General features: G+C 43.6%; 12 protein-coding genes and 1 tRNA gene. 6 read left to right on the top strand and 7 right to left on the bottom strand.

Annotated elements, in window-relative coordinates:
- Positions 1 to 24: 24 nt before the first annotated feature.
- The 5 genes from G3569_RS12730 to G3569_RS12710 form a co-directional block, all read right to left on the bottom strand.
- The gene (locus G3569_RS12730) at positions 25 to 834 is read right to left on the bottom strand and encodes a LabA-like NYN domain-containing protein (RefSeq protein WP_165269725.1); all 810 of its coding nucleotides are present in this window, start codon (positions 832 to 834) and stop codon (positions 25 to 27) included.
- A gap of 79 nt (positions 835 to 913) precedes the next feature.
- Positions 914 to 2,407, bottom strand: coding sequence for a lipopolysaccharide biosynthesis protein (locus G3569_RS12725; RefSeq protein WP_165269723.1), 1,494 nt, complete (start codon positions 2,405 to 2,407; stop codon positions 914 to 916).
- A gap of 78 nt (positions 2,408 to 2,485) precedes the next feature.
- Positions 2,486 to 2,917, bottom strand: coding sequence for a type II 3-dehydroquinate dehydratase (gene aroQ, locus G3569_RS12720; RefSeq protein ID WP_165269721.1), 432 nt, complete (start codon positions 2,915 to 2,917; stop codon positions 2,486 to 2,488).
- Complete coding sequence (locus tag G3569_RS12715; protein ID WP_165269719.1) at positions 2,914 to 3,312, bottom strand: HIT family protein; 399 nt, start codon at positions 3,310 to 3,312, stop codon at positions 2,914 to 2,916. Before G3569_RS12715 ends, aroQ begins: the two co-directional genes overlap by 4 nt.
- A 101-nt stretch (positions 3,313 to 3,413) precedes the next feature.
- Positions 3,414 to 4,373 carry an MBL fold metallo-hydrolase gene (locus G3569_RS12710; protein ID WP_165269717.1) on the bottom strand — a complete coding sequence of 320 codons (960 nt, stop codon included), beginning with the start codon at positions 4,371 to 4,373 and terminating at the stop codon, positions 3,414 to 3,416.
- Between the two features lie 172 nt (positions 4,374 to 4,545).
- On the opposite strand from G3569_RS12710, the gene G3569_RS12705 reads away from it, so the two are divergent.
- From G3569_RS12705 to mscL, 4 genes are all read left to right on the top strand, one after another.
- Positions 4,546 to 4,618 (top strand) — tRNA-Lys (locus G3569_RS12705).
- 163 nt (positions 4,619 to 4,781) lie between these two features.
- A complete protein-coding gene (gene ftsH / locus G3569_RS12700; protein ID WP_165269715.1) occupies positions 4,782 to 6,794 on the top strand; it encodes an ATP-dependent zinc metalloprotease FtsH in 2,013 nt (670 codons plus the stop codon).
- Positions 6,795 to 6,826: 32 nt separating this feature from the next.
- The gene (locus G3569_RS12695; protein WP_165269713.1) at positions 6,827 to 6,997 is read left to right on the top strand and encodes a hypothetical protein; all 171 of its coding nucleotides are present in this window, start codon (positions 6,827 to 6,829) and stop codon (positions 6,995 to 6,997) included.
- Between the two features lie 113 nt (positions 6,998 to 7,110).
- The gene (gene mscL / locus G3569_RS12690) at positions 7,111 to 7,566 is read left to right on the top strand and encodes a large conductance mechanosensitive channel protein MscL (protein ID WP_165269711.1); all 456 of its coding nucleotides are present in this window, start codon (positions 7,111 to 7,113) and stop codon (positions 7,564 to 7,566) included.
- Between the two features lie 29 nt (positions 7,567 to 7,595).
- On the opposite strand, the gene G3569_RS12685 is transcribed toward mscL, so the two are convergent.
- Positions 7,596 to 9,146 carry a Na+/H+ antiporter NhaC family protein gene (locus G3569_RS12685; RefSeq protein ID WP_165269709.1) on the bottom strand — a complete coding sequence of 517 codons (1,551 nt, stop codon included), beginning with the start codon at positions 9,144 to 9,146 and terminating at the stop codon, positions 7,596 to 7,598.
- Positions 9,147 to 9,283: 137 nt separating this feature from the next.
- Between G3569_RS12685 and G3569_RS12680 the strand changes: the two genes are divergently transcribed.
- Positions 9,284 to 10,051, top strand: a complete 768-nt coding sequence (locus G3569_RS12680) for a lysophospholipid acyltransferase family protein (protein ID WP_165269707.1) — start codon at positions 9,284 to 9,286, stop codon at positions 10,049 to 10,051.
- A 94-nt stretch (positions 10,052 to 10,145) separates the two neighbouring features.
- Positions 10,146 to 11,057, top strand: coding sequence for an AraC family transcriptional regulator (locus G3569_RS12675; RefSeq protein ID WP_165269705.1), 912 nt, complete (start codon positions 10,146 to 10,148; stop codon positions 11,055 to 11,057).
- A gap of 83 nt (positions 11,058 to 11,140) precedes the next feature.
- Here the strand turns inward: G3569_RS12675 and G3569_RS12670 are convergent, their stop codons facing one another.
- Positions 11,141 to 12,190, bottom strand: a complete 1,050-nt coding sequence (locus G3569_RS12670; protein ID WP_165269703.1) for a WD40/YVTN/BNR-like repeat-containing protein — start codon at positions 12,188 to 12,190, stop codon at positions 11,141 to 11,143.
- Between the last annotated feature and the right edge of the window lie 72 nt (positions 12,191 to 12,262).

Genomic DNA, 12,262 nt, shown 5'->3' with positions numbered 1-12,262 from the left:
AGCCTCAGAAATTTCCCCCAGCAATTATGGTGCACTTACCAACACAATATCTTCGGCGACAAGCCCCTTATCATTTTCTACCAGGTCAAACTCAAAGATCAGGTCGCGGCTGGGTAAAAAACTGGTATCAAAATTATCTTCGAACTGTGAGATATGAGCAAAAACAGTGTTGTATGGAGACTCCTCAAAGCGGGAATCGGTGATCCACAGGTTTTCATCCATCTTAACGAGGAAACGCAGAAAGCCGTAGCCGTCGTTATGGGAAAAGTCATAGCAAACGCCCCGTACCCGGGATCCTTTTTTGCCCCAGGCATAGGGTGATTCTATGGGTAGCAAGCCGGGAATAAGGTAGCCCGAAATATACATATCGGCGGCCTTCTTAAGGTTTTCCGACATATCATCAAAGCCGATAACCTCTACTCGTACGCCCTTATCCTGTACGGCATTCACAACGCTTTCATAGCTGGCATTATTGGTAAGCAAAATAAGCTTATCAAGGTGATTGGCCTGCATCACCACATCCACGGCCATATCCATATCTACGGTAGACTGGGTAATCACCTCTTCGGTTTCTTCATCCTCGTAATACTGTACGGGTCTCTCTATCACCTTGTACTCAAAATCACGAAGTACTTCACTAAAACGAGCCGTTTTGTTTCGGTAGGATTCATCCTCTTCGGCCCGATCTTTATCATACGCCAGATAGACATTCATCCGTGCCGGTAAGGCCCCATCACGACATGCAAACTTACGGAGAATGTCATAGCGTAACCCAAAGCCACCGTTCATTGTAACATTTACCGCATCTACATAAATACCCACTTTACCTTTCATAATAATAACCCCCAAATAATGACTTAATTATTTCAAAATAATATTAGTCTGCAGCAGGATGCTGATCCTAAATAAATAATTAGTCGTTCTGTAAAAACCACAAGCGTGTACTGATTGAAGACGGAATCGACAATATCAGTATTCCTGCACTGCCTATTAACAACATCATGAAGCGACCTGTCCATTCCGACTGAAACCATTCTGTTGCTTGTGGCTGAAAATAGATCGCTGCTGCACCTACACCCATCATTAAAAACGTACGAACGATCTGGTAGTTAACCGGAAAAAACTGTGTGCTTTTATAATACAGAAGCATTGCCATAATGCCATAACTGATAAGCGTAGCGGTAGCAGAGCCCATCATTCCGTATACAGGAATTAATAAAAGATTTGCCAAAATTGTAACCGCTGCCCCAATCAAGGTAATAACCGGTAATACTTTTGTCTCTTCTTCGATAAAAATACCGGCGGTAAAGTTCATATACCATCCGTGGAACCAATATGCCCCTAACAATATTGGTACAATACCGAGACCGGCCCAATACTCTTTACCTACTATATAGGCATCTATCAGTGGTACTTTTATCTGAACGATATATCCGGCAAACAGTGCAATAACCAGAAAACAGATCCCTGCCATGGCATTGTAATAGCGAAATACTTCCCGAAACAACCCCGGTGCTTCCGGATCATCGGCATTACGCAAAAAGAAGGGCTGCCAGGCCATACGGAACATCTGCACCAACAATAGCATAAAAACTGAAAGCTTGTAACAAGCACTGTAGATCCCCACAATATCGTCCGGTATCAAATCAGGTCCATAAAGCTGGGTTACTGTTTCCTGGGACATATAATTACCCAAAAAGAATCGGTCAAGCATTTCGTTGATTACGAAACCAAGTCCGGCCGGAATAAACGGTAACCCAAATTTCAAAACTGATTTTAAAATGGGCGTATTCCAATTACCTGTAAACAGATTGGCTGTTGCCAACCATATTACTAGTGCTGTAAGCCCGGAAGCGATAAAACTGGCAAAAAATATCGCATCAATGCCCCAGTTTAATCCCAGGATCAAATAAATCTGCAGCCCCACGTTAACGATAATATTCCCGGTTTTTAAAAAAGCAAAGAGCCATTTTCTGCGATCAAGACGTAGTTCTGAAAACGGCACCAAGCCCATAGTATCGAACCATAAGATCCCCAGCATCAACCAAAACAGGTTCTGGTTCCCTGTTTCGACCAGGTTCATAGTGGGCATTATCAAGGGGGCCAGCAGGGCTAGTAACAAAACAAACAAGGAGGAAAATACGCCCAGCCCTATCTGCAGAGTTGTAAAAATATCCTGCGCATTTTCCCGATCTTTAGCATATCGCAGATAACCCGACTCCATTCCAAAAGTGGCAATAACATTCAGAAATGCCAGACCTGCATATACCAAGCTCACCACCCCATACTGGGAAGGCAAAAAAGCACCGGTATGCAAGGGAACCATCAAATACCCGATAAATCGGGCCAGCACATTACTGATTCCGTAAACGATAGTATCAGAAAAAAGTTCGCGTAGTTTTTTCAAACGGAGTTCCGGATTTTGATCTAATAAAATGACCCCTGAAACGATACCGGGGTGGCATTGAGACTGATAATATTCTACCTAATCTGCGATAAGTCTTTCAAGGGCATGTACTCCAAGCAGATAGCTTTGTTTCCCCAGGCCGGTGATAATGCCATCCGCAACGGAGCCGGTAAGTGTTTTTTCCCGAAACTCTTCGCGAGCATGAATATTGGAAAGGTGCACCTCTACTATGGGGATATTGATAAGTGCCAGGGCATCACGAATGGCCACCGACGTATGCGAGTAGCCTCCGAAATTAACCATAACGCCATCCACATCACTATCCATCAGCGATTGTACAGCCTCTACCAATTCCCCTTCTAGGTTACTTTGGAAAAAGACCATCTCGTGATCGGGAAAATGATCAATAAGGAGTTGCTCTATATCCTGCAACGTATCCTCTCCATACTGTTCCGGATCGCGCTTGCCCAGCATATTCAAATTAGGTCCATTTAGAATTGATAATTTCATAAATCTACTCTCGCTGCAATTTGTTTTTTAATTTCTAACATACGATCCTCACTTACATTTACATTGTGGCCCAGTGCCATCACCTGGTTCTCTTTATATAGAGGAATCAAATGTACATGGGCATGCGGCACTTCCAACCCCTGAACAATCACCCCGGTCCTGAGTGGATTCAGTGTTTCATCAATAGCTTTGGCAATCGTTTTTGAAACATCCATCGTCTCCTCCATAAGTGCATCCGGCAGGTCAAAAAAGTAATCGATCTCTTTTTTGGGGACTACCAGGGTATGCCCCTCCGCAATAGGATTGATATCCAAAAATGCAATATGGTTATCCGTTTCCGCTACTTTGTGACACGGAATATCGCCCTCAATAATTTTGCTGAATATTGTAGCCATACTAATTGCTGGTTACAGGTTAAAGGTTAATGGAATCTTTTGATAGCTAAGTCAATTATCAAATTCTAAATTCGCAATTCCTAATTCATAATTCCACTCTTTCATTCGGTAACAGTTCGGTATTCCATAGTAGTTTCATCCAAATAGATTGTGCCTTCTTCAATGCCCCAATCCAAATATCCCAACACCTCCGAGAGTACCAAGAATATGGCGCCTTCTTTGATTGGGTCGGGGAACATCGTATTGGAAAGTTCCATCAGGCTCATTGGCTGCTGCTCTAAAAGCTGTTGGATTTTTTGATACCGTTTTTGATGCTCAGACAGATGATGGCTGGCCACTTCGTTGATATCACGAATCTTCTTGCCGTGACCGGGCAGTACCACCCCCTGCTGTTTTTTAATCCACTGCAGTGATGTGCGATACTGTAGCAAACTTTTGTTGCGCTCACCACTGTCGGCATCAAAATTAATAAGGGCATTTGTACTGATATGTCCGAGTAACAGATCACCGCTAAAAATGACGTCTCCATTCGTAACAAACGCAAGGTGTCCGGGGGCGTGGCCGGGTGTTAAATGAACATCAACATTGATGGATCCGCTGCTTAACCTATCTCCGGCCGTAATCCATTCCGGCTCAATAGGTTGTTGATACTGTTGCAACCACTCGAGCTGTTCTATCATCTTTGTCGTAAGTTCCGACGGAATACGATGACGATCGAAAAACGCCTTAAAAAGCTCACCGTCATTATTGGCTGCAAAATTTGCCCGCTCTTTGGGATGCCCATAGATCACGGCCCCCGACTGGTCTGCTAATCCGGCTGCCTGTCCATAATGATCGGGATGACCGTGCGTTAGCCAGATCTCATCGAGGTCTCGCACAGCAACACCATACTTTTCTAACTCTTCCTCCAAAACAGATAGTGAATTGGGGGCATAATGGCCGGTATCAACCAGCACATTCTTTTCATCGTTAATCAGATAACAAAACACATCACCCACTGCAAAAGGGGTAGGTATGCAAATGGGATAAATAAAAACGTCGCCTACTTTCTCTTTTTGCAAGAATCAATTCTTAAATTTAAAACCAATGCCCCTTAAGATATTAATTTTTTAACTAAACTTAGCAGCTTATCGGCTGTTAAAGTGGTTATCTGGTAATAATAAATTTTTATTATTTTTTTCTTGAAATTAAGTGCCTGAAACCTGTATATTTGGACTCTCGTTTTTAACCCAAGAGTCGGTAGCTCAGATGGTAGAGCAACGCCCTTTTAAGGCGTGGGTCGTGGGTTCGATCCCCTCCCGACTCACAATTATGTAAAGAATCTCTCTCTTAAGCCTCTGCTGGTTGATAGCCTCAGAGGCTTTTTTGCTATAAATTACTTACTATTAATGGAATGTCTTGCCCGATAACTTTCGTTAACTTTGTATTGAATTTATTCAACGTTATCGGATCTCATTTAACTACAGTTTATGTCTGAGAAAAAGAACCAACAGCAGAAAAACAAAGACTCTAAAAACAACAAGGGAATTCAAGGCCCCGGCGGAAAACACCAGTATACGTTTTATTGGATCGTTATTGCTGCCCTCCTCGGCTTTTGGCTTTTCAGTTCACAAAGTGGTGGTTTTTTAGGAGGACCGCCCACCATCGATTACAGTGAATTTCGTAGCCAGATCAAAAATGACAATGTCGAGAAGGTTACTATTCGCGGCGAACAGATCGAAGGAAAGTTGGAACAACGTACGGCCCTCAATGCTTCCCAAAATGACACTACCCGATATAAAAGTTTTATAACGTACCTGCCTTCTTTCGGTGATGAGAAACTAATGACGATGCTGGAAGAACACGAAGTACAGGTTCAAACGCTCCCCAAAAGCAACTTCAACTGGTGGACAGTTTTATTGTGGGGAATCCCACTTGCCTTTTTAGTACTCATTGGTCTGCAGTTTTTCCGACAGATGAAAATGCAGGGACAAAACATGTTTAAGATTGGTGAAAGTAAAGCCAAACTGCAGGATGCCGAAAAAGTGGATACCACCTTTGACGACGTGGCCGGACTTAAAGGGGCAAAAACGGAACTTCAGGAGATCATCAGCTTTTTAAAGCACCCTGATAAATTTGATTCACTCGGTGGAGAAATCCCCAAAGGAGTACTGATGGTAGGCCCTCCCGGTACCGGAAAAACGTTATTGGCACGGGCTGTAGCCGGTGAGGCAGGCGTCCCCTATTTTACTATTACCGGATCCGACTTTATGGAGATGTTTGTTGGTGTTGGTGCAAAGCGCGTTCGCGATATGTTTGAGAAAGCCAAAGAGAAATCACCGGCTATCATCTTTATTGATGAAATCGACTCTATTGGGCGTAAGCGTGGCGCAGGACTTGGGGGCGGACATGATGAACGAGAACAAACTCTCAACCAGCTCCTTTCAGAACTAGACGGTTTTGAACCTAATGCAGGGGTAGTAGTGATGGGTGCAACTAACCGCCCCGATATTCTTGATAAAGCGCTACTGCGCCCCGGCCGATTCGATCGCCAGATTACTGTGCACTTGCCTACTCAAGAACACAGAGAACAGATCCTGGAGATCCATGCCAAAAACAAAAAGCTTTCTGATCAGGTTGATCTCGAAGAAATTGCCCGATCAACACCCGGATTCAGTGGTGCCGACCTCCACAACTTACTGAATGAAGCTGCATTAATTGCTGCACGGTATAAACGCAAATCCATTGAACAGCAAGATATTGACCAAGCCCGCGACAAAGTAATGATGGGACTGAAACGCGAAGGGATCAGACTTTCAGACCACGAGAAGAAATTACTGGCTTACCACGAAGCAGGACACGCTATCGTGGCCGCTGTGCTGCCCAATGCCGATCCTATTCATAAGGTTACTGTAATACCTCGGGGTAAAGCAATGGGAGTTACCATGCAGCTACCGGAAAAAGAAAAACTGCTATATGAGAAGAAATATATGCTCGATCGTATGGCCGTTATGATGGGGGGACGTGCTGCTGAGAATCTCATTTTTGATACTGCTACCAGTGGTGCTGAAAATGACCTCAAGCAGATTCGCACACTGGCCCGAAAGATGGTTCTCGACTGGGGTATGAGTGAAGAGTTCAACAACATCGCCTTTGGCAGCCAACGCGAACAGGTTTTCCTTGGCGAACAAATGGGCAACCCAAAGGAATACAGTGAGGATACGGCCCAAAAGGTTGACCAGGAAGTCAAACGTATTCTTGTACAGGCCTATGACCGTGCTATGGAAACGATTACGGAAAACAGGGAGATCCTTGACCGCCTGGCCGATGAACTTATCGAACATGAAGAAGTTCCCGGTAAAAAGGTTATGGAATGGCTTAACGGTAGCTTAGACAAGGATAAAGACGGAACTCAAGAAGAGGCAGAAGAGAGCGAAGCCAAAGCTACGGAAACTGACAAAGGAAATACTGAAGAAGAGGATAACAGCTCCGAAGAAGAATAGTTTCTAATTCGCATTAAACCCTATTTCGTAAAATGGAATATAAAATCATTTTCGAAAGTGGCGTAACAGAAACGATAGAAGCGGAATCTATTAAGCCCAACGATGTACTCGACAAAGTTGAGATAATAGGAGAAGATGGCAAGGAGTTAGAAGAAGTGTATCTCAACTTCGATCATATCTCTGCCATTATTCCGCAAGAATAGTGTTTGCTTCTTTTAATATCCCTGACAGAGGTACACTGTAGGTTTTTAGTAAAATTTTAACAACCACGATAACCTATCGGTATAACTTTTTACCTACTATAAAAAGCTGCAATATGTTTAAAGAATTTAAAGAGTTTGCCGTTCGGGGTAATGTCATTGACATGGCTGTTGGAATTATTATTGGCGCAGCTTTTACAACGGTCGTACAGTCTCTGGTTAAAGACATCCTAATGCCACCGTTGGGACTATTAACCACCGAAATCGATTTCGGAAACGCCTTTCTTGTCCTTAAAGAGGGAACCACACCGGGTCCCTACTCTAGCCTACAAATAGCTCAGGAAGCTGGGGCAGTTGTACTGCGATACGGAACCTTTTTCAATGCGGTAATTAGCTTCGGCCTCGTTTCTTTCACCGTATTTCTGCTTGTGCGATATATAAATAAACTAAAAAGACCTAAGCAAACACCGGAACCGGTTTCACCTGCTATAAAGAAGTGCCAATTCTGCTTTTCAGATATCCCTGTAGAAGCAAGACGCTGCCCACACTGTACATCAAATATTGAAAGTTAATTTTATATAAAAACAGCAGCTCTTCATTCTTACACAAACAATATCACTAATAAGGTATAAAGCCCTGCCCCAAGTCCAGCAGCCATCAGAGCAAGCGGTATCTGCGTTTTTACGTGATCCATCAAATCACTACCGGTAGCCAGTGATGAGAGAATGGTGGTATCGGAGATAGGCGAACACTGATCCCCAAATACACTACCCCCTACTACTGCTCCAAAGCAAAGCGTGATAAAGAATGGATCAGGCAATATGGCCCAAGCCAGCGGCATTGCCACCGGAAACACCACAGCATACGTACCAAAGGAGGTTCCCGCTGCAAAAGCAATTAACATACACAATCCCATTAAAATAGCTGGTAAAAACGCCGGTAATATAGCATCACCTACCAACGCAACTACGTACTCAGCCGTACCCACCGATTCGGCTACCTCTTTCAGCGTTACTGCCAATGCCAATACAATGGCCCCAATGGTTACTCCCTTACAGCCATCAACGAAACCATCCATCACCGTTTTAAGCTCCATACCTTTGGCCAAGGCGATAAACATCCCCGCAAGCACTGCTAAAACAAAAGCCTCGGCAATCATCAAGAGAGGGTCTTCGGTATTTCCCATAACATAAAAGGTAACTATATAGGGAATAATTGCTACTCCCAGAAGCGTACCAATGGGACCAAAGAAATCAATCAATCCAGAATTATAATCTTCCGGTATATCCATTTCTGTCAGTTCTTTTGAAGACATCGGCTCAGAACCATCTCGATCCAGCTTCCCCGTTTCACGAGATCGTTTAATGGCTTCACGCATTTTCTTACTCGGAATCCAGGGGAGCATCTCCCAGGCAAAAAGCAGGGTCATCAAAAGAGCCAGAATACCGTAAAAGTTGAAGGGAATAGCCTGAATAAAAAAGCTAACAACGTCCTGGTTAGTTTCAAACAGCGGAATCGTACCTACCAACAAGCCGGCAATATAGAGTGGCCAAACATTAAAGGGTATCACGGTGGCGGCCGGCGAAGCGGTAGAGTCAACCATATAAGAGCTTTCTTCGTGCGAAACGCCCTGTTCATCTGAAATAGGACGAACGGTTGCCCCGGTCAAAACCGTACTAATGGTTCCGCCCTGGTGAAAGATCAATCCCATCATCCAGGTAAAAAACTTGGCGGATTTAGGTCCGCGCACAACCTTGCTCGCGGCCCAGTCAGCAAAACGTTCGGCACCGCCGGTGCGTGTCCAAATACCGATTAACCCACCCAGCGACCAAAGATACACCAGCAAGATAAGCGCAAAATTTTCGGTTCCAATTGACGGTAGCAGGTAAGCATCTATAATATTGATATTGCCGGAAATAAATCCCCCTAATACAATACCTACAAACAGGGAACTTACTACCTCTTGCGTCCAAAAAGCCAACACAATAGCAATAAGCGGGGGAAGCACGGACCAAATTCCGTAATGATCACCGTATTGAGGAAGCTCACCAGCAAAAACAACCCCCAATACAATTATAATAAGAGCAATACCAATGTTAATCCGATTCCCTTTGGATAGTTGAGTAAGAATTGAGCTGCTTGTATCCGTCATTCTTTATTTGGTTATTTTTTTAAAAGGTCACTCTAACCTGCTTAAAACCGAGCATCAAATCAAATGCGAGTTGCCCTATCATTCCACAATCATTTTACTATATTTACGCGGACATTAGTTTTAGATCAAACGCTCTTATGGAAAAAACTGGCTTTGGCTTTTGGGAGTACGTTCGTAGCATTCTCACAATTATCGTATTCTTTATTACATTTTTGATCTTTACACCCATCATTCTTTTTCTGCTGCTAGTCAGCTTCGGAAAAGCTTCTAACCTTGTTGTTGAGCGGATTGCACCGCTGATGGTGCGCCCGGCATTTTGGATGAGCGGCATTCGTTTTAATGTAAAATATCATACCGACAGCCTGACTAGCCCTGCGGTCTTTATTATCAATCACAGTTCTACGCTGGATGTTTTAACGCTTTTGGCACTTGGATTGCCCAAAATCCGGTTTGTAGCCAAATGGGAGTTTCAATACAACCCAATCTTTCTGATTCTTGGGCGTTTGACGGGACAGATATTTATTAAACGACAAAAGTCTGACAAAGCAATAGAGACGCTTAAAAAAACGCACCGGCGTATTCATCGCGACGAATTATCTATTATGATGGCGCCTGAAGGGTCTCGAAAGCATCCCGGTATTATCGGACCATTCAAAAAAGGTCCCTTTCGTATGGCTATGGATCTGAACTATCCTATTGTGCCCATCTATTTTGAAGGGAACCGCCAGCTCAGTAAAGGCGGAACGATGATTACCAAGTCCGGCGAGCTTACTGCTCATATTCATGACGCTATCGATACCAGTGACTGGAGCCTCGAAAACCTGGAGGAACATATCATCGAAGTTCGTAATCATTACCTGGAATGGGGCGGTGTGGAAAACGATGATGTAGAACCTATAGCTTAAGGGCTGCACTAAAATAGATTTGTAATCCTTACTATATCCGTATAATATTATTACATAATTCCACTTTTATCCTATTTTGTGGTAATATTGTACTATGTCGACAGATAAATCGATCTATTTCCAGATCCCTAAAATTGAAGAAGAAGGAATCGTCGTACAATACGACAATCAACCTCACTTTTATGACCAGCTTCACCATCATCCGGAACTACAGCTGGTGTATATCCTTGAAGGAACCGGTGACCTTTTCATTGGAGATTCGATCACGACCTTTAAGCCCGGCGACCTTTTTCTATTTGGATCCAATCAGAGTCATATCCTGAAAAGTGATGCACAATTCTTTCGCAATGACTGTGAAAAGAAATCGCGTGCCGTCTCTATCTTTTTTCACGAAACATCTCTTGGGGATGGCTTCTTTGACATCTCTGAAACTGCCATTATAAAAAAGCTAATTGAACGCGCCAATCGCGGCTTGGTTTTTTCGACTGATATAGCAGAAGAAATCGGCCGGCGCATGCATCATCTCCTCGATACCTCTGGTTTTGATCGTTTCCTGGAAACCCTATCAATATTGCATAAGCTGGCCCAATCTAAAGAATATGCATACCTGGCTCAGAAAAGTAGTACCCATCCTCCTGATGATAAAGACAGCGAGCGTATAAATAATATTATCAACTACATCCTCAATCATTATCAAGAGGATATCCAACTGGAAACCATTGCTGAGATTGCCAATTACAGCAAAACCTCTTTTTGTCGCTTTTTTAAGAAGAGAACACGTAAAACCTTCACTCAATTTTTAAATGAGGTACGAGTAGCACAAGCTTGTAAGCTATTGCGCAATTCCGACATGAATATCTCCCGGATCTGCTATGAAAGCGGCTTTAACAACGTTTCGAACTTTAACAGGCAGTTTAAACGCATTACAGAAACCACTCCCAAGAACTACGCTCAAAAATTTGAGCAATTGTCATCGAGCCCCCACATCATCCAATACAATAATTAACAGCGAACTTTGCAAAACACTCAAATCTGAATTCGTCATTACGAGTGAAGCAAAGCAACCCCCAATTAGAAGTCGATATCCCGTTAATTAATTACCAGCTTGGCGATACGACCATTACTGCCCGAAGCCCAAACAGCATTCGTTCCATCCTGCCCGACGCTGATAGAATGGAAGCTTGTACCTTCAATAGGTTTCCAGGTGTGACCTCCATCCGATGAGTATTCAGAACCGGACGGACCCGCAGTAATGAAATAAGGGGCTGCATAACGCACTACTGATCGGTAGTCTAACTCTGCCTCTTCAACCAATTGCCAAGAGGTTCCACCATCTTCTGTTATAGCCACACTCTTTTTTGCTTGCAGTTCTTTATTGTAGTCGCCGCCAACAGCCACCCCATAATCTTGGTCGCGGAAGGCCAAAGAAAAAATCCCGGTAGACGCTCGCCCCGAAATAATCGGCGTTTCATGGCTACTCCAACTTTGTCCTTTATCAGTTGTTTTAAAAACTCGGGCTTTACGTCCTCCTGTTCCCAACCAGGCATTATTTTCTCCCTGAACAGTAAGATGAGTTCCACTGGCTGCAAAGCCGTATTCTCCCCGGACACCATCGGGCATCTGTTGCAGTGGTATTTCTGACCAGCTATTACCACCGTCAGAAGTTACTAACACATAGATGCGTCCGTTAACAGGGTCGCCTTGCAACACGCCATGCTCACGATCCCAGAACGCTATAGCATTGAAAAAGCCTTCCGGCTGTTTGTTTTGATGAACCTTTGTCCAACTCTCCCCGCCATCTTCCGTCTTATACAATTGAGAAAGACTGCCCTCACCTGCCGACATCACAACTGCTGTCTTTTCATCAAACGCTTCAATATCCCGAAAGTCCAGGCTATCGGCACCGGGAACAGATCGATCTTCCCAACTTGTGCCACCATCAGTAGTTAGTAGAACCGTACCATCAGTACCACTAGCCCAGCAAACAGAACTATCAATAGCCGAAATCCCCCTCAGAGAAAGCTTTTCTTGCTGATGAACAAGCTGCCAGGAAAATGACTTTTCTTGACTACAAGAAACAGCTGCTACAAAAATTAAAGAACATAGAGCCAAAGGGAGTAAAGAATTAAAACGGTGCATAAAGTCCTGATTTATTAAATACTTCTTCGTTTTTATGATTATAACACTCTGTAATATTAAATTCAGAATAAA

It is taken from the genome of Fodinibius halophilus (assembly GCF_011059105.1).
In the GTDB taxonomy this organism is placed as follows: domain Bacteria; phylum Bacteroidota; class Rhodothermia; order Balneolales; family Balneolaceae; genus Fodinibius; species Fodinibius halophilus.
The sequence above is the reverse complement of the archived record's forward strand: the minus strand, read 5'-3'. Positions and strand labels throughout refer to the sequence as shown.